General features: G+C 67.2%; 13 protein-coding genes and 2 tRNA genes. 11 read left to right on the top strand and 4 right to left on the bottom strand.

Translation table 11 applies throughout. The features are described 5' to 3' along the window. Positions 1 to 14: 14 nt before the first annotated feature. The 3 genes from AC07PT_RS14125 to AC07PT_RS14115 form a co-directional block, all read right to left on the bottom strand. Complete coding sequence (locus AC07PT_RS14125; protein WP_492349860.1) at positions 15 to 2,261, bottom strand: xanthine dehydrogenase family protein molybdopterin-binding subunit; 2,247 nt, start codon at positions 2,259 to 2,261, stop codon at positions 15 to 17. A gap of 19 nt (positions 2,262 to 2,280) precedes the next feature. Beyond that, positions 2,281 to 2,754: a (2Fe-2S)-binding protein gene (locus AC07PT_RS14120; protein WP_494657007.1), complete on the bottom strand. Its 474-nt coding sequence runs from the start codon at positions 2,752 to 2,754 to the stop codon at positions 2,281 to 2,283. 74 nt (positions 2,755 to 2,828) lie between these two features. Then, entirely contained in the window at positions 2,829 to 3,401 is a 573-nt protein-coding gene (locus AC07PT_RS14115; protein ID WP_494657006.1) for a TetR/AcrR family transcriptional regulator, read from the bottom strand. 288 nt (positions 3,402 to 3,689) lie between these two features. Here AC07PT_RS14115 and fdnG point away from each other — a divergent pair, with 288 nt between their 5' ends. The 9 genes from fdnG (at position 3,690) to AC07PT_RS14070 (ending at position 15,860) form a co-directional block, all read left to right on the top strand. Then, positions 3,690 to 6,758, top strand: coding sequence for a formate dehydrogenase-N subunit alpha (gene fdnG / locus AC07PT_RS14110; protein WP_494657005.1), 3,069 nt, complete (start codon positions 3,690 to 3,692; stop codon positions 6,756 to 6,758). 10 nt (positions 6,759 to 6,768) lie between these two features. After that, on the top strand, positions 6,769 to 7,713 hold the full coding sequence (gene fdxH / locus AC07PT_RS14105) for a formate dehydrogenase subunit beta (RefSeq protein ID WP_492349856.1): 945 nt from the start codon (positions 6,769 to 6,771) through the stop codon (positions 7,711 to 7,713). Further along, positions 7,710 to 8,336 carry a formate dehydrogenase subunit gamma gene (locus AC07PT_RS14100; RefSeq protein WP_492349855.1) on the top strand — a complete coding sequence of 209 codons (627 nt, stop codon included), beginning with the start codon at positions 7,710 to 7,712 and terminating at the stop codon, positions 8,334 to 8,336. Before fdxH ends, AC07PT_RS14100 begins: the two co-directional genes overlap by 4 nt. A 93-nt stretch (positions 8,337 to 8,429) precedes the next feature. Further along, the gene (gene fdhE / locus AC07PT_RS14095; RefSeq protein WP_494657004.1) at positions 8,430 to 9,392 is read left to right on the top strand and encodes a formate dehydrogenase accessory protein FdhE; all 963 of its coding nucleotides are present in this window, start codon (positions 8,430 to 8,432) and stop codon (positions 9,390 to 9,392) included. 22 nt (positions 9,393 to 9,414) lie between these two features. Continuing rightward, positions 9,415 to 10,863, top strand: a complete 1,449-nt coding sequence (selA, locus tag AC07PT_RS14090) for an L-seryl-tRNA(Sec) selenium transferase (protein ID WP_494657003.1) — start codon at positions 9,415 to 9,417, stop codon at positions 10,861 to 10,863. A gap of 7 nt (positions 10,864 to 10,870) precedes the next feature. Next, complete coding sequence (selB, locus tag AC07PT_RS14085) at positions 10,871 to 12,823, top strand: selenocysteine-specific translation elongation factor (protein WP_494657002.1); 1,953 nt, start codon at positions 10,871 to 10,873, stop codon at positions 12,821 to 12,823. Between the two features lie 106 nt (positions 12,824 to 12,929). Next, a tRNA-Sec gene (locus tag AC07PT_RS14080) sits at positions 12,930 to 13,022 on the top strand. 182 nt (positions 13,023 to 13,204) lie between these two features. Next, positions 13,205 to 13,657 carry a (2Fe-2S)-binding protein gene (locus AC07PT_RS14075; RefSeq protein ID WP_494657001.1) on the top strand — a complete coding sequence of 151 codons (453 nt, stop codon included), beginning with the start codon at positions 13,205 to 13,207 and terminating at the stop codon, positions 13,655 to 13,657. A 10-nt stretch (positions 13,658 to 13,667) separates the two neighbouring features. Further along, complete coding sequence (locus AC07PT_RS14070; protein ID WP_494657000.1) at positions 13,668 to 15,860, top strand: xanthine dehydrogenase family protein molybdopterin-binding subunit; 2,193 nt, start codon at positions 13,668 to 13,670, stop codon at positions 15,858 to 15,860. 113 nt (positions 15,861 to 15,973) lie between these two features. On the opposite strand, the gene AC07PT_RS14065 is transcribed toward AC07PT_RS14070, so the two are convergent. Further along, positions 15,974 to 16,061, bottom strand: a tRNA-Ser gene (locus AC07PT_RS14065). A gap of 264 nt (positions 16,062 to 16,325) precedes the next feature. Between AC07PT_RS14065 and AC07PT_RS14060 the strand changes: the two genes are divergently transcribed. Further along, a complete protein-coding gene (locus tag AC07PT_RS14060; RefSeq protein WP_492349846.1) occupies positions 16,326 to 17,051 on the top strand; it encodes a response regulator in 726 nt (241 codons plus the stop codon). A gap of 24 nt (positions 17,052 to 17,075) precedes the next feature. Continuing rightward, positions 17,076 to 18,173, top strand: a complete 1,098-nt coding sequence (locus tag AC07PT_RS14055; RefSeq protein WP_494656999.1) for an ATP-binding protein — start codon at positions 17,076 to 17,078, stop codon at positions 18,171 to 18,173.

The raw sequence follows: 18,173 nt of genomic DNA, 5'->3' as shown, positions 1-18,173 counted from the left end.
GGCCCGGCCCTTTCTCAACCCTGCTTGAAGGGCAGTTCGCGCACGGGCTTGCCGCTGAGTCGGGCCACGGCATTGGCAAAGGCCGGGGCCAGCGGTGGCAGGCCCGGCTCGCCCATGCCGGTGGGGGCGTCGTCGCTGAGCACGGTGTGCACGGCGATCTGCGGCATGGCGGTGATGCGGGGCACGGCGTAGTCACCGAAGTTGCTCTGCTCGACCTGGCCGTCCTTCAGGGTGATGGCGGCGCCGGGCAGGCACATCGACAGGCCCATCAGCGCGCCGCCCTGTACCTGGGCTTCCAGGCTGCGTGGGTTGATCACCCGGTTGCAGTGCACGCCGGCCGTCACCTTGTGCAGCGTGGGCACGCCCTTTTTCAGCGAGGCTTCGACCACATAGGCCACCACCGAGTTGAACGACTCGTGCACCGCCACACCCCAGGCGCGACCCGGGGCCAGCTTCTTCTTGCCGTAGCCTGACTTCTCGACCGCCAGTTGCAGCGCGGCCTTGTGGCGCGGGTGTTGCTCGCCGATCAGCTTCATGCGGTAGGCCACGGGGTCTTGCCGGGTGGTGCGGGCGATCTCGTCGATCAGTGTTTCCATCACGAAGGCGGTGTGGGTCGAGCCCACACTGCGCCACCACAGCACCGGCACATTCACCTTGGGGTGTTGCACGGTCAGGCGCATCGGGATCTCGTAGGGCTCCTTCATGCCTTCCACAGCGGTGCCGTCGATGCCGTTCTTGACCATCATGGGCTCGAAGGGCGAGCCTGCCAGGATCGACTGGCCCACGATCACGTGGTCCCAGGCCTGGATGCGGCCCTGGCCGTCAAAGCCGATGCGTGCAGTGTGCAGGTGCATGGGGCGGTAGTACCCGCCCTTGACGTCGTCCTCGCGGCTCCACAGCAGGCGCACCGGCGCGCTGATGCCTGCAGCCAGGGCGGCCTTGGCCACCTGGGCGGCTTCCACCACATAGTCGCTGCTGGGGATGGCGCGGCGCCCGAAGCCGCCTCCGGCCATCTGCACGTGCACCTGCACGTTCTGCGGCGGCAGGCCCAGCACGGTGGCCGCGGCCATGCCGTCCAGGCCCGGCATCTGGGTGCCCACCCACAGTTCGGCTTTGCCCGCTTCAACGCGCACGGTGCAGTTCAGCGGCTCCATGGGCGCGTGGGCCAGGTAAGGAAAGATGAACTCAGCGCTGATCTGGTGCGGTGCCTTGTCCAGGGCCGACACGTCGGCATCGAAGCGGCGCGGGCCGGGCTGCGTGGCCAGGGCTCGGTACTGCGCCAACTGGCGCACGCTGTCCACCTTTTCGACGGCACTGCTGTCCCATTCCAGCTTGAGGGCGTCACGGCCCTGCTTGGCGGCCCAGTAGCCTTCGGCCAGCACGGCCACGGCTTCGCCACCGCGGTCTGCCGGGATGCGCAGCACCGCCTTCACGCCCTTGATGGCGCGGGCGGCGCTGTCGTCCACCGACTGGAGTCGGGCACCAAACACCGGCGGGTGGGCCACCACGGCGGTCAGCAGGCCGGGCAGGCGCACATCGATGCCATAGTCCTGGTGGCCGCTGGATTTGGCCGCTGCATCGAGCCGGCCCGTGGGCTGGCCGATCAGCTGGAAGTCTTTTGGGTCTTTCAGCGTCACTCGGGTGGGCACCGGCAGGGCCATGGCGGCCTCGGCCAGTTCGCCGTAGCCCAGTTGCTGGCCGGCCGGGCCGATCACCTGGCCGTTTCGCGTGCGCAGGCCGGTTGGCTCGACCTTCCAGCGGGCTGCTGCGGCCTGCACCAGCATGGCGCGGGCGCGGGCCCCCAACTCGCGGTACTGGGTGTACGAGTGCGCGATCGAGCCCGAGCCGCCCGTGATGTGCAGGCCGAACAAGGGGTCGACATACGCCGGGTCATTGCTGCCGTGAACGCTCTTCACCTTGGACCAGTCGGCGTCCAGCTCTTCGGCCAGGATCATGGGCAGCGAGGTCTGCACGCCCTGGCCGAAGTCCAGCCGGTTGATGGTGATGGTGGTGCTGCCGTCGGCCCCGATGTGCAGGAAGGCCGAGGGCTGTTGCGTGGGCTTGAGCGTGGCCGGCTGGGCCGCGTCCTGGGCCAGGGTGCCCAAGGGGAAGGCGCCGAGCGCAAAGCCGCTCAGGGCGCCCAGTTTCAGAAAGCTGCGGCGCGGCAGGCCGCCGGCCGCAGGGGCGCTGGCGCTTTGCTCGCGTTGCATCAGGGCCTGCAGGTGGCGGGGCAGTTCGAAGGTGGCTGGGTCGAAGTTCATGAGGTGCTCCTTCTGGGAATCAGGCCAGGGCCTTGGCGGCGTCGGTGATGGCGGCACGGATGCGCGCGTAGGTGCCGCAGCGGCAGATGTTGCCCGCCATGGCCGTGTCGATCTCGGCCTCGCTGGGCAGCTTGCCGCGCGGCAGGGTTTTGAGGAAGGCGGTGGCCGACATGATCTGCCCGCTCTGGCAGTAGCCGCACTGGGCCACGTCATGCTTCACCCAGGCCTGATGCACGGCCTGGCCCACCTTGTCGCTGCCGCCGGTGACGGCTTCGATGGTGGTGATCTTCTGGCCACTGGCCGCCGACACCGGCGTCACGCACGAGCGGATCGCCTGGCCATTCAGGTGCACGGTGCAGGCACCGCACAGGGCCGCGCCACAGCCGAACTTGGTGCCGGTCATGCCCAGGGTGTCGCGAAGGGTCCAGAGAATGGGGGTGGACGGGTCCACATCAACCTCGTGGTTCTGTCCGTTGATGTTCAGGGTGCTCATGGGGTGGGTCCTATTTGGGTGAATATTTATTCGGTTAAAGGGCGGATTTGGCTGGTGAATTCAGGGGTGGAGGGTCAGGCCTTGATGCCGTCCCAGCACAGCCCGAAGGCCATGCCGAGTTGCTCGGGGGTGTGGTTCAGGCTGCCGTTGCGCAGCAATTGGGCGGTTTCGCGCACCGAGCCGGCAAAGCTGCTGATCAGCAGCGGGGTGGGTACGTCCTTGAGGATCTGCTGCGCCTTGGCGTTGTCGATCAGGTCGATCCAGCCCTTGATCAGTTGGGCTGACAGCTGTCGGCTGGCCTCGCTGAACCAGGGGGAGTTGTAGTACTGCTCCAGGAAAACCACCTGGGCCGAATGGGCCAGCCGGTGTTCCAGCCAGTTGTCCCACATGCGGCGAAAGCGTTGTCGGAAGGGGACCGACGGGTCGTCGCCCTGCATCAGGCTGGCGGCGGTCTGGCGCTTGGCCTGCTCGTACAGGCCCACCATCAATTCTTCCTTGGACTTGAAGTAGACATACAGCGTGCCGGTGGCCAACCCGGCCTCACGGGCAATGGCGGCCATGGTCAGGCCGCTCAGCCCGGTCTGCTCGACCAGGGTGAAGGTGGCCTCGGCGATGGCGCGCAGCTTTTCTTCGTCCTTGGGTTTCATGTCGGCGGATCATAGACGAATATAAATTCATCTTTCAAGACCAAGGCTATTCAGCTCTTTGACAAGCGGAAGGCCGGTGGGGTCGAGTGGCTTGATAAGTTTTTTGAATGTGTCAATTTCGCAGGATTATCAAGCTGATATTCGGAGTTAATCCGTCAATAATCCCGGCAAATTGCTTGATATGCGTGAAATACCCATGGAAAACGCTCACGTTTTGCGCTATTTTTCAAATGTGGGTCGCGGCTTCAACCTAGAATTTCGGCCTGCTCCAATCAAGAAGGTACCCCCATGGTGCAACTCTCCAGACGCCAGTTCATGAAAGTGACTGGTTCGACTCTGGCGGGCTCCAGCCTGGCCCTGATGGGTTTCTCACCCACCACAGCCTTGGCGGAAGTCCGTCAGTACAAATTGGCGGCCACCACCGTCACCCGTCAGACCTGCACCTACTGTTCGGTGGGTTGCGGCATCCTCATGCATTCACTGGGCGATGGCGCCAAGAACGCCAAGCTGTCGGTGATCCACGTCGAAGGCGATCCGGACCACCCGGTGAACCGTGGCACCCTGTGCCCCAAGGGCGCCAGCCTGCTCGACTTCGTGCACAGCCCGAACCGCCTCAAGTACCCCGAGTACCGGGCACCGGGCTCCAATGAGTGGAAACGCCTGTCGTGGGACGACGCGCTGACCCGCATCAGCAAGCTGCTCAAGGAAGACCGCGACGCCAACTTCGTCGAAAAGACCGACGATGGGCTGACCGTGAACCGCTGGCTCACCACCGGCATGCTGGCCGCCTCGGCCGCCAGCAACGAAGCCGGTTACATCACGCACAAAGTGGCCCGCAGCTGGGGCCTTCTTGCACTCGACAACCAAGCACGTGTCTGACACGGCCCGACGGTGGCAGGTCTTGCCCCGACGTTTGGCCGTGGAGCGATGACGAACCATTGGGTCGACATCAAGAACGCGGACGTTATTTTGATCATGGGCGGCAATGCCGCTGAAGCCCACCCCTGCGGCTTCAAATGGGTGACCGAGGCCAAGGCGCACAACAAGGCGCACTTGATGGTGGTCGACCCGCGCTTCAATCGCTCGGCTTCGATTGCCGACTTCTATGCCCCCATCCGTTCGGGCAGCGATCTGGTGTTCCTGGGTGCAGTGATCAATTACCTGCTCACCAACGACAAGATCCACCACGAGTACGTCAAGAACTACACCGACTTCAGTTTTGTCGTGCGTGAAGATTTCGCCTTCGACGATGGCATCTTCTCGGGCTACAACCCTGAAAAGCGCAGCTACGACAAGGCCAGCTGGGACTACGAGATCGGCCACGATGGCTACGTGGTGACCGACCCCACGCTGCAACACCCGCGCTGCGTGTACCAGTGGTTGAAAAAGCACTATGCCGAGTACACCCCTGAAAAAGTGGAGAAGGTGTGTGGCACGCCCAAAGCCAAGTTCCTGCACGTGTGCGAGAAGCTGGCGTCGACGGCGCAGGCCGGGCGTGCGGCCACCATCCTGTACGCCCTCGGCTGGACCCAGCATTCCACCGGCGCACAGATCCTGCGCACCGGCGCCATGGTGCAACTGCTGCTGGGCAACATCGGCATCGCCGGTGGGGGCATGAACGCGCTGCGCGGCCACTCCAACATCCAGGGCCTGACCGACCTGGGCATTCTGTCGGCCAGCCTGCCGGGCTACCTGACCATGCCTGGCCAGGCCGAGCAGGACTACGCCAAATACATCGCTGCGCGCACCCAGATGCCGCTGCGCCCGGGGCAGATGAGCTACTGGCAGAACTATCCCAAGTTCCACGTCAGCCTCATGAAGTCCTGGTGGGGGCCGGCGGCCACGGCCGAGAACAACTGGGCCTACGACTACCTGCCCAAGCTCGACAAGCAGTACGACATGCTGCAGATCTTCGAGCTGATGAACCAGGGCAAGGTCAACGGCTACATCGCCCAGGGCTTCAACCCGCTGGCGGCGCTGTCCAACAAGGACCGCGTGCGCAACGGCCTGTCCAAGCTGAAGTTCCTGGTGGTGATGGACCCGCTGGCCACCGAGACCGCCGACTTCTGGAAAAACCACGGCGAGTACAACGATGTGGACAGCGCCTCGATCCAGACCGAGGTGTTCCGCCTGCCGACCACCTGCTTTGCCGAAGAAGAAGGCTCGGTGGTCAGTTCTTCGCGCGTGTTGCAGTGGCACTGGAAGGCGGCCGAGCCGCCGGGCGAGGCCAAGACCGACATCTACATCATGTCGCAGCTGCACCTGCGCCTGAAGGCCCTTTACAAAGCCGAGGGGGGCAAGTTCCCCGATCCGATCGCCAACCTGTGGTGGCCTTACGCCGACCCCGAGGAGCCGCGTCCGGAAGAGGTGGCCAAAGAGTCCAACGGCCGTGCCCTGGTGCAACTGACCGACCCCAAGGACCCGACCAAGGTGATCCGCAAGGCCGGTGAGCAGCTCAGTGGCTTCGGTGAATTGCGCGACGACGGCAGCACGCAAAGTGGCTGCTGGATCTGGGCGGGTTCCTGGACCTCGGCAGGCAACCAGATGGCCCGGCGTGACAACGCTGACCCGACCGGCATCGGCAACACGCTGAACTGGGCCTGGGCCTGGCCGGCGAATCGCCGGGTGTTGTACAACCGCGCCTCGTGCGACGTGGCGGGCAAGCCTTTCAACCCGCACCGCAAGCTGATCGGCTGGAACGGCAGCGCCTGGACGGGGGCGGATGTGCCCGACATCGGACCCACCCTGGGCCCCGACACCGGCACGGGCCCCTTCATCATGAACCCTGAAGGCGTGGCACGTTTCTTCGCGCGCAAGGGCATGAACGAAGGGCCTTTCCCCACGCACTACGAACCCTTCGACACCCCGCTGGGCTACAACCCCATGCACCCGAAGAACCCCAAGGCCACCAGCAGCCCCGCCGCGCGCGTGCTGCCCGGCATCTGGGACACCTTCGGCAAGGCCGACGAGTTCCCGCACGTGGGCACCACCTACCGCCTCACCGAGCACTTCCACTACTGGACCAAGCACTCGCTGCTCAACGCGATCACGCAACCCGAGCAGTTCGTCGAGATCAGCGAGAGCCTGGCCGAGTCGGTGGGGGTGAAGAGCGGCGACATGGTCAAGGTCAGCTCCAAGCGCGGCTACATCAAGGCCGTGGCCCTGGTGACCAAGCGCATCAAGCCGATGCAGATCGAGGGCAAGACCGTGCAGCACGTGGGCATCCCGATCCACTGGGGCTTCAAGGGCGTGACCAAGCCGGGCTTCCTGGCCAACACGCTGACGCCTTTTGTGGGCGACGGCAACAGCAACACGCCTGAGTTCAAGACCTTCCTGGTCAAGGTCGAGAAGGTTTGAGGAGCCCCTGATGTCATCTCTGCAATCTCTCGATATCAAGCGCCGCTCCGCCACCACCACGCCTTCGCCCAGCGCGCGTTCGGCGCACGCGGGCGAGGTGGCCAAGCTGATCGATGTCTCCAAGTGCATCGGCTGCAAGGCCTGCCAGACCGCCTGCATGGAATGGAACGACCTGCGCGACGAGGTGGGCACGGCGGCGGCCGGGGTGTACGACAACCCGACCGACCTGAGCGCCCAATCCTGGACCGTGATGCGTTTCTCCGAGTACGAGAACGAGGCCAGCGGCAACCTGGAGTGGCTGATCCGCAAGGACGGCTGCATGCACTGCGAAGACCCGGGCTGCCTCAAGGCCTGCCCTTCGCCCGGTGCCATCGTCCAGTACGCCAACGGCATCGTCGACTTCCAGGAGGAAAACTGCATCGGCTGCGGCTACTGCGTGACGGGCTGCCCGTTCGATGTGCCGCGCATCTCCAAGAAGGACAACAAGGCCTACAAGTGCACCCTGTGCTCGGACCGCGTGGCGGTGGGCATGGAGCCGGCCTGCGTCAAGACCTGTCCCACCGGCGCCATCATGTTCGGCACCAAGGAGGCCATGAAGGATCAGGCCGAGGAACGCATCCTTGACCTGAAAGAGCGTGGTTTCGACCAGGCCGGTCTGTACGACCCGGCCGGGGTGGGGGGCACCCACGTGATGTATGTGCTGCACCACGCCGACAAGCCTTCGCTCTACCACGGCCTGCCCGACTCGCCCAAGATCAGCCCCTTCGTGGGCTTGTGGAAGGGCGTGGCCAAGCCGCTGGCCATGGCCGCCCTGGGCGCCGCCGCGGTGGGCAGCCTGTTTCACTACATCACCAAGGGCCCGAACGAGGTGTCCAAGGAACTGGAAGATGAAATGGAAGCCAAGGACCAAGCCGCCCAGGCGCAAGCCCAGGCCAACCAGGAGACCGCACCATGAGACGCAACCCTCGTGACCTGCAGCGCTACAACGCGTCCGAGCGTGCCAACCACTGGGTGGTGGGCATCTGCTTCATCCTGCTGGCCCTGTCGGGCCTGGCGTTCTTCCACCCGGCGTTCTTTCCCTTGACCCAGCTCTTCGGCGGCGGGCCCTGGACGCGCATCCTGCACCCCTACATCGGGGTGGTGATGATGGCGTTCTTTGTGATCATGGGCTTGCGCTTCTGGCGCCTGAACGTGGTCGAGCCGCGCGATGTCGAGTGGCTGAAGAACGTCAACAAGATGGTGGACGGCAACGACCACGACATGCCCGAACAAGGCAAGTACAACGGCGGCCAGAAGCTGCTGTTCTGGGGCCTGGTGGGCGGCATGGTGGTGTTGTTTCTGTCGGGCCTGCCGATGTGGCGCGCCTGGTGGAAGCTGCCCGCCGATGTGGTGCGCATCAGCTCGCTGCTGCATGCGGCGGCCGGGGTGTGGATGATCGGCCTGATCCTGATGCACATCTACGCCGCCATCTGGACCCGCGGTACCATCCGGGCCATGCTTTATGGCACCGTGACACGGGCCTGGGCCAAGCAGCACCACCGTGGCTGGTACCGCAAGATGACGGGCGACAACAGCTGATCTTCCTGCCTGTTCAACGCCCCTGATCGGGCTCACTGCCGCCGGGCGCCTGCTGTTGGCGCGCCGGCGGCTGCTTTTTTGGGACACTTTTCCATGCAACGCATTCTTCAACCCGGTGACATTGAAGCCCTGGACCACACCCGCTTCCCTCGGGTGCTGCCGCCCGCAGCGGGCTCGCTGTTTGCCGAACGCGCGGCCCGCCTGCGCCAGTTGGCCGATGGCAACCCGATTGCCGATTACCTGCTGTTCGTGGCCAAGATCATGGATGCCCAGCACCAGGCCGTGGCTCAGGTGCCGGTGCCCACCGTGGCCGAAGACATCAAGACCCGAGCCCAGCAGCACGGCATGCCCTTGATGCCCGCACTCGATCACCTGGATCCGGCCTGGCACGATGTGCTCGACAGCCTGATCGACACCCTGGCCCGCGAAGACGGTCTGCCAGAAGCCCTGCAACCCTTGCTCGGCGCCCTGCGCGAGCTCAGCCATGCCGAACGCGACGACATTGCCCGCAAGTTGCTGCAAGGCGAGGGCTCGGCCCGCGACGTGGGCCTCTCGCCCTTCATCATGGCGGCCCTGCAGGTCAGCTTCACCCGGCTGGCCAGCCAGCTCACCGAGGCCGACGTGCCCTACACCGACACCGCCAGCGTCTGCCCCGTGTGCGCCAGCGCCCCGGTGGCCAGCGTGCTGCGCATCGGGGGCCAGGCGGCGGGGCACCGCTACCTGCACTGCGGCACCTGCGCCACCGAATGGCACATGGTGCGCGTGAAGTGCTCGCACTGCGAATCCACCCAGGGCGTGGCGTACCAGGGCATCGAAAATGACAAAGGCGTGGTCACGGCCGAGACCTGCAGCGAATGCGGCACCTACCGCAAACTGGTCAACCAGGAGAAAGACCCTCTGGCCGAGCCCTTGGCCGACGATCTGGCCAGCCTGACCCTGGACCTGCTGATGGGTGAGACCCGCTTTCAGCGGGCCAGCCCCAATCCCTTGCTGTTCGTGGCCGTGGCCGAGCCGCAGCAGGGCGACGACGCCGCCTTGCCTCCTGATCTGTCCTGAGCTTTTTTTCACCCAGTCCGCCATGACCCAGCCCGAGGCCTCCCGTTCTTCTCCCGTCCCCGCCCTGGCCAGCCTGCCTTCGGTGGATCGGTTGCTGCAGCACCCCGAGCTGCAGCCGCTGCTGGCCCCCTATGGCAAAGAGGCGCTCACCGAGGCGGTGCGGCAGGTGCTGGCCCGGGCGCGCCAGGCCTGGCGCGAGCAGGCGGGCGACGCGCCCCTGCCCGATGAGGTCGCGTTGCGCCAGTCGGTGCAGCAGCACCTGACCCGGCGCTTTGCGCCCCGCTTGCGCTCGGTGTTCAACCTCACGGGCACGGTGCTGCACACCAACCTGGGCCGGGCCCTGCTGCCGCAAGAGGCCGTCGAGTCTGTGGTGCAGGCCCTGACGGCCCCGGCCAACCTCGAGTACGACCTGGCCACCGGCGGCCGGGGTGACCGCGACGACCTGGTCGAAGACCTGCTGTGCGAGCTGACCGGGGCCGAGGCCGCCACGGTGGTCAACAACAATGCGGCCGCCGTGCTGCTGACCCTGAGCGCGCTGGCCGCCGGCCGCGAGGTGATCGTCTCGCGCGGCGAGCTGGTCGAGATCGGCGGCGCCTTCCGCATCCCCGACATCATGGCCCGCGCCGGGGCCCGCCTGGTCGAGGTGGGCACCACCAACCGCACCCATGCGCGCGACTACGAAAACGCCGTGGGCGAGCAGACCGCGCTGCTGATGAAGGTGCATTGCAGCAACTACGAGGTGACCGGCTTCACCAAGAGCGTGCCCGAAACCGAGGTGGCTGCCATTGCCCATGCCCGCCAGCGCCCCCTGGTGGTGGACCTGGGCAGCGGCACCCTGGTCGACCTGCGCCCCTGGGGCCTGCCCCATGAGGTGACGGTGCGCGAAACCATCGCCGCCGGCGCCGACCTGGTCACCTTCAGCGGCGACAAATTGCTGGGCGGCCCGCAGGCCGGCCTGATCGTGGGCCGAAAAGACCTGATCGCCCAGATCAAGAAGAGCCCGCTCAAGCGCGCCCTGCGGGTGGGCAAGCTCACCCTGGCGGCCCTGGAACCGGTGCTGCGCCTGTACCTGTCGCCTGATCTGCTGGCCCAGCGCCTCACCACTTTGCGGCTGTTCACGCGCCCGGTGGCCGACATGCAGGCCCAGGCGCAGGCTTTGCTGCCCCTGGTGCAGGCCGCCGTGGGCCCGGGTTGGGTCGTGGAGGTGGCCGCCATGAGCAGCCAGATCGGCAGCGGCGCCTTGCCGGTGGATCTGCTGCCCAGCCAGGGCCTGCGCCTGAGCCCTGTGCAGGCGCGCCAGGCCGGTCGCCAGTTGCAGCAACTGGAAGCCGCGCTGCGCCAGTTGCCCCGGCCCGTGATCGGCCGCACACAAGACGACGCCCTGTGGTGGGATCTGCGCTGCCTGGAGGCCGCCGACCAGGCCGCCTTCGAGGCGCAGTTGCCGCAGCTCGGCGCCGCATTGAATCACTGAGCCGCCCATGATCATCGGTACCGCAGGCCACATCGACCACGGCAAGACCACCCTGGTGCGCGCCCTCACCGGCGTGGACACCGACCGGCTCAAGGAAGAAAAAGAGCGCGGCATCTCGATCGAACTCGGCTATGCCTACACCCCGCTGCCCAATGGTGAGGTGCTGGGCATCATCGATGTGCCCGGGCACGAGCGCTTTGTGCACACCATGGCCGCCGGTGCGGTGGGCATCGACCACGCCCTGCTGGTGGTGGCCGCCGACGATGGCCTGATGCCGCAGACCCGCGAGCACCTCGACATCGTGCTGCTGCTGGGGGTGCGCCAGGCCACCGTGGCCCTCAGCAAGGCCGACCGCGCCAGCCCCGAGCGCCGTGCCCAGGTGCGGGCCGACATCGCCGCGCTGCTGGCACCCACCCCGCTGGCCGGGGCCCCGGTGTTTGAAACGGCGGCCCAGCAGCCCGACGACCCTGGCGTGGCCGCCTTGCGCCAGCATCTGCACACGCTGGCCCAGGCGGCGCCCGATCGAGCGCGCGATGGCCTGTTCCGGCTGGCGGTGGACCGGGTCTTCACCCTGGCCGGCCAGGGCACCGTGGTCACCGGCACCGTGTTCGGCGGCCAGGTGCAGGTGGGCGACACCCTCCAGCACTCGGCCAGTGGCCTCAGCGTGCGCGTGCGCAGCCTGCATGCCCAGAACCAGAGCCGCCCCGAAGGCCATGCAGGCCAGCGCTGCGCCCTCAACCTGGTGGGCATCGACAAGGCCGAGATCCACCGCGGCGACTGGATCGCCGATGCCCGCGCCCTGCAGGCCAGCAAGCGCATCGACGTGCGCCTGCGCCTGCTGCCCGACGCCCCGGCCCTGGCCCAGTGGGCCCCCGTGCACCTGCACCTGGGCACCGCCCACCTCACGGCCCATGTGGCCCTGCTGCAGGGCGAGCGCATCGAGCCCGGTACCGAGGTGCGCGCCCAGCTGGTGCTCGATGCGCCGGTGTTTGCGCTGCCCGGTGACCGCCTGATCCTGCGCAATGCCCAGGCCAGCCGCACCATCGCGGGCGGCTGCGTGCTCGACCCCGAGGCCCCCGAGCGCAAGCGCCGCAGCCCCGAGCGCGTGGCCACCCTGGACGCCCTCGAAGCCCTGGTCACCACGGGCGATGCCCGCCCCCTGATCGCCAGCGCCCCGCTGGGCCTGGCGCGCTCGCAACTGCAGCGCCTGATGGGCCGAGCACTGACGCCCCCTGAATTGCCGGACATCGCCCTCGCCATCCCCCTGGGGGCCGATGACGCCTTGCTGATCGACCCGGCGCGCTGGCAGCCGCTGCGCGAGCAACTGCTGGCCCGGCTGGCCCAGTTTCACGACAAGAACCCCGACGAGCCGGGCCTGAACGCCGCGCGCCTGCGCCGCATGGCCCTGCCGGGCTTGGCGCAGTCCCAGCACGATGCCCTGTGGCGCGGTCTCATCGACACCTTGCTCGGCGAGCACCAGATCGAGCAGACGGGGGCCTGGCTGCATCGGCCCGGCCACCGGATGCAACTGAGCGCTGCCGAGCACACCTTGTGGCAACAAGTGCAGGGCCGCCTGCAGGCCGGCCGCTACGACCCGCCCTGGGTGCGTGACCTGGCCCGCGACCACCACGGCACCGAAGAGGGCGTGCGCCAGCTGCTGCGCAAACAGGCCCGCCAGGGGCTGGTGTTCCAGGTGGTGAAAGACCTGTTCTATGCCGCCAGCGCCATGGACGAGCTGGCCGCCCTGGTGGCCCGCCTGGCCGCCGAGCAGCCTCAGGGCCTGGTCGAAGCCGCCGGCTTTCGCGATGCCACCGGCCTGGGGCGCAAACGCGCCATCCAGATCCTGGAGTTCTTCGACCGCGTGGGCTACACCCGCCGCGTGCGCGACGCCCACCTGCTGCGCCCCGACGCGCATTGGCAGGGTAGCCCCCTGCCCACAACCTTAGCCCCGGTGGCCTGAAAGCAGGGCAGGGCACCGGTAGAATCCTGCCACCCTGCACCGGCCCCGCGCCGCTGCAGGGGCTTCATTTCTGACCCAGGTCGCCCACCCGGCGGCCTGCGGCACTGGAAGGCATACACACCCGGTGGTGTGCCCGGGCTTCAAACCCGGTCAGGGGCGTCAGCCGCTCCTGGGTAGGTTCGACTCCTGCTGCTTTCCGCCCCCAAGCCCACCCGCTGTTCCGTTCCGCCCATCGGGCCCTGAACCAGAGTGGGCCGCAGGGGGAATCCCCTCTCGCTCCCACACGCAAATCATGGCCTGATCACAATGCCCAGCGCAGGTCTGCCCGGCTGCTCACGCGCCGTGCCTGCCGCGCCCACACCCCCCACAGAAAGGCGTTCCATGCAGCTCAACTTGAATGGCAAAACCGTGTCACTCGACATCGAGACCGACATGCCCTTGTTATGGGCCATCCGCGATGAGGCCGGCCTCACCGGCACCAAGTTTGGCTGTGGCGTGGCCATGTGCGGTGCCTGCACCGTGCTGCTCGATGGTGAGCCGGTGCGCTCGTGCAGCCTGCCGTCCAGCGCGGCCGTGGGCCGCAAGATCACCACCATCGAGGGCCTGCGCGGCACCTCGGCGCTGCAAAAGGCCTGGATTGCCAAGCAGGTGCCGCAGTGCGGCTACTGCCAGTCGGGCATGCTGATGGCCGCCACGGCCTTGCTGGCGCGCAAGCCGCACCCCACCGATGCCGACATCGACGCCGCCATCACCAACCTGTGCCGCTGCGGCACCTACCCCCGCATCAAGGCGGCCATCCACGAGGCCGCCCAACTGGGCAAGGCCCGCGCTTGAGGAGGCCCGCATGAACACCCCCATCCTTCCCCTCATCCCCACGGGCACACGGCCCACCTCGCGCCGCAGCTTCCTGAAGGCCGGTGCCGCGGCTGCCACCGGCTTCACCCTGGGCTTTCACATGCCGGCCATGGCCCAGAAAGCCGGCTCTGCCCCCTCGGACGCTGTCGATATCAATGCCTGGATTCGCATCACGCCTGACAACCAGGTCGTCTGCGAGGTGGCCCGAGCCGAAATGGGCCAGGGCACCAGCACCAGCCTGCCGATGATGCTGGCCGAAGAGCTGGAATGCCAATGGGCCGATGTGCGCATGGAGTTCGCCTCGGTCAGCGAGCACATTGCCCGCAACAAGGTGTACGTGACTTTTGCCACCGGTGGCAGCCGTGGCACCCGCGATTCGCAGGCCGTGATGCGCAAGGCCGGCGCCGTGGCCCGCGAGATGCTCAAGGCCGCCGCCGCCCAGCAGTGGGGCGTGCCGATCGCCGAGGTGGTGGCCAAGGCGGGCCGCGTCAGTCACCCGGCCAGCCAGCGCAGCCTGAGCTACGGCGCACTGGCCGCCCAGGCAGCCCAGCAGCCGGTGCCCGAGTCGGTCAAGCTCAAGGCGCCCTCGGAGTGGAGCCTGATCGGCAAGCCCATCCCGCGCCTCGACATCCCCGCCAAGGTCAATGGCAGCGCGGTGTTCGGCATCGATGTGCGCCTGCCCGGCATGTTGTATGCCGCCATCGTGCAATGCCCGGTGTTTGGCGGCGCGCCCGCCAGCGTGGACGATGGCGCCGTGAAAAGCCGCCGTGGCGTGAAGAAGGTGGTCACCGGCCCCGACTTCGTGGCCGTGGTGGCCGACAACTGGTGGCGGGCCCAGCAGGCCGTCAAGGCCCTTAAGGTGAGCTGGGACTACAAGGGCCAGGACAAACTCGATGACGCCGCCGTGCGCAAGTTGCTGGAGGCCGGTACCCAGGCCGCACGGCCCCTGCGGCAAGAGGGCGACTTTGCCAAGACCCAGACCGAGGTGGGGGCCGGCAAGGTGGTCGAGGCCGAGTACTTCGTGCCCTACCTGAGCCACTTCACCCTGGAGCCGCAGAACTGCACCAGCCTGCTGCAGGGCGACACGCTGGAGGTCTGGGCCCCCACACAGAACGCCGAGGCCACGCTGGCGGTGGCGGCCAAGACCGCCGGCCTGCCGGTGCAGCAGGTGAAGGTGCACCGGCCCTACCTGGGCGGTGGCTTTGGCAGGCGCGGCGGTTTTCAGGACTTTGTGCGCCAGTCGGTGCAAATCGCCCAGGCCCTGCCGGGCGTGCCGGTCAAGCTGCTGTGGAGCCGTGAGGAGGACATGCAGCACGACTTCTACCGCCCCGCCGCCCTGTACCGCCAGCGAGCGGTGATCGACGCCAGCGGCCAGTTGGTGGCCTGGCAGGCGCTGCTGGCTTCGCAATCCATCGTGGCGGCCATCCGCCCCGAGGCCCTGAAAAACGGGCAAGACTTCCAGGCCGGCGAGTCCTTTCACGACATGCCCTACCAGGTGCCGGCCCTGGACGTGCGCCATGGCCTGTGCGACATCAACGTACCGGTGGGCTTTTGGCGCTCGGTCTTCCACTCCCAGAATCCGTTTGCCCGCGAATGCTTTCTCGACGAAGTGCTGGCCGCCGCCGGCAAAGACCCGCTGCAAGGCCGCCTGGACCTGCTGCCTGCCAACAGCCGTGACCGCCAGGTGCTGCAGGCTGTGGCCAGCGCGGCCCATTGGGGCAAGCCCCTGCCCAAGGGCCGGGTGCAGGGCCTGGCCGTGCAGGACGCCTACGGCAGCTACGCCGCAGCGGTGGTCGAGCTGTCGGTGTCGGCACAAAAAGCGGTCACGGTGCACAAGGTGTGGGTGGCGGTCGACCCCGGCCATGTCGCCAACATCGACTCGGCCCGGGCCCAGATCGAAGGCAATGTGATCTACGCGTTGACCACCATGTTCATGAGCGAGATCAACCTGCGCGACGGCCGGGTGCAGCAGAGCAACCTGCCCGACTACCCGCTGCTGCAACTGCGCCAGACCCCGCAGATCACCCCCATTCTCGTGCCCACGGGCGGCGAGGTCTGGGGCGGCATGGGCGAGCCGCCCTATGCGCCCATGACCGCGGCGGTGGCCAACGCCATTGCCAAGGCCACGGGCGAGCGCCTGCGCCAGACACCGTTCTCGCATGCGGGGTATGGCTTGGCCTGAGGGTCGGGACGCGGGTGGGGGGGAGGGCTCGAGCCGGCCTTTGCCTGCCAAAGCCCATTTCTCGAACCCCAAAAGAAAACGCCCAAGTTGTCGAAACAACTTGGGCGGATAACTGGCGGAAGCGGTGAGATTCGAACTCACGGACCCTTTCGGGCCGCCGGTTTTCAAGACCGGTGCAATCGACCACTCTGCCACACTTCCTTCGCCGCGCATTGTAGCCGGCCTTGGAGGCGTCTTTGGGCTTGGGAGCGGGTGAGGTGGGTTCGGTGAAGGGGTTGCAGGCCGGGTAGGTGGAGGTCCTTCAACTGTCGCTACCCCCCGTACTCAGGGTATGTCAGGACTGTAAGAAGATGCTTACAAACCACGTTTCTAAGCCTGGAACAGGCGGGTATTCAGGGTCTATTTGACTGGCTTGAAGGGGTGCGGCGGTGCGTAGACTTCGGCGTCTTTCGCTCTCGATTGCCCATGCAACACATCCTCGTGGTTGACGATGATGCAGACATCACCCAACTGCTAGCCCAATACCTGTCGCGCTTTGGTTTCACGGCTCACACGGCGCGTGATGCCGACACCATGCGCAGGGTGCTGGCAGCGCAGCCGGTCGATCTGGTGGTGCTGGACGTGATGCTGCCCGGCACCGATGGCCTGGCCCTGGCGCGTGAGCTGCGCTCGCGTTCGCGCATCCCGATCATCATGCTGACGGCCCGGGGCGATCCTTACGACCGGGTGATCGGGCTGGAGATGGGGGCCGACGACTACATGAGCAAGCCCTTTGAGCCACGTGAGCTGGTGGCGCGCATCCAGACGGTGTTGCGTCGCATCACGAGCGGGCAGGCGCCGCCGCCCGAGGAGTCCGAGGTGGTGCACTTTGATGGCTGGCAGCTGCACCGCATGGCGCGTCACCTGATCACCCCAGAGGGGGTGGTCACCCCCTTGTCGAATGCCGAATTCAGGCTGCTTTGCACCTTTTTGTCGATGCCGCGGCGCATCTGCAGCCGTGACCAGTTGATGGAGGATGCACGTGGCCGGTCGATGGAAGTGTTCGAGCGCAGCATCGACCTGCTGGTGTCGCGACTGCGCCAGAAGCTGGGGGACGATCCGCGCGAGCCCCGTTTCATCAAGACCGTGCGTGGGGCAGGCTACCTGTTCAATGTGCGCCACGTGCAGGGGCGCATGGGCTGGCAGCCCTGAGCCCGTACAACCGAGTTCAAAGCCATGTTCACCCTGGTGCTCCAGCCGCTGCTGCATCCCTCGCGCTGGCGCGCCTGCCTGGCGCGCGGCCTGGTGCGTTGCCTGCCGGCCTCGCTGTTTGGCCGCCTGGCCTGGGTGATGGTGGGGATGGCGGTGGTGGGCCAGTTGCTGTTGGGGCCCTTGCTGCTGTCTTTGCACGCCTGGGTGTTCGACCTGGAGGGGGCGGCCCAACGGGCCTCGTCGCCGTTGGCCTGGCAGGGTGCGCTGGAGTGGGCGCTGGGCCTGCTGGCTGCGGTGCTGGCGGCCTGGGTGGGTGCCCGCTGCTGTGCCGCACCGGTCGAGCGCCTGGTGCTGGCCGCACGGGCCATGGGTCAGGGCCTGGAGCGCCCCCCTTTGCCAGAGGAAGGCAGCGCCGAGTTCCGTGAAGTCAGCCGGGTCTTCAATCAGCTGCAGAGCACGCTCCAGCAACGCCTGCAGGAGCGCGACCGGGTGGTGGCCTCGGTTTCGCACGACTTGCGCACCCCACTGACCCGGCTGCGCCTGCGGGCCGAGCGCCTGCTCGACCCGGCCGACCGCAGCCTGTTCCGGCGCGACATTGCTGAGATGGATGCGCTGATCACCACCACGCTGGACCACTTGCGCGGTGTGGCCGCTCCCGAGCCACCGGTGTGGCTGGACATCAAGGCCCTGGTTGACAGCCTGGCCGATGACCAGCAGGCCTGCGGGCACTGGGTGCCGGTGCATGGGCGGGCCGGCGCCTTGCTGGTGCAGCCGCTGGCCTTGCGGCGCTGTCTGGGCAACCTGCTGACGAATGCGATCCGCTACGGTGTGCAGGCCGAGATTTTTCTTTGGGACGATGGCCGCGAGGTCGGGATCGAGGTGCGCGACCACGGCCCCGGGCTGCCCGAGGCCGAACTTGAGCGTGTGCTGCAGCCCTTTGTGCGCCTGGAGAGTACCGCCCAGCGGCACCGTGGCGGCATGGGGCTGGGCTTGTCGATTGCGCGAGACATCGCACTGCGCCACCAGGGCCTGCTGCAACTGCGCAACCGGCCGGATGGCGGGGGCTTGTTGGCTGTGGTGCGGCTGCCGCGGCAGGGCGTGCCCCCGGCCCGCGCGGCCTGA

The sequence above is a fragment of the Curvibacter sp. GW821-FHT09D12 genome (genome assembly GCF_059416245.1).
Note: the sequence above shows the minus strand (reverse complement) of the source record. Positions and strands in the feature narration are given on the sequence as shown.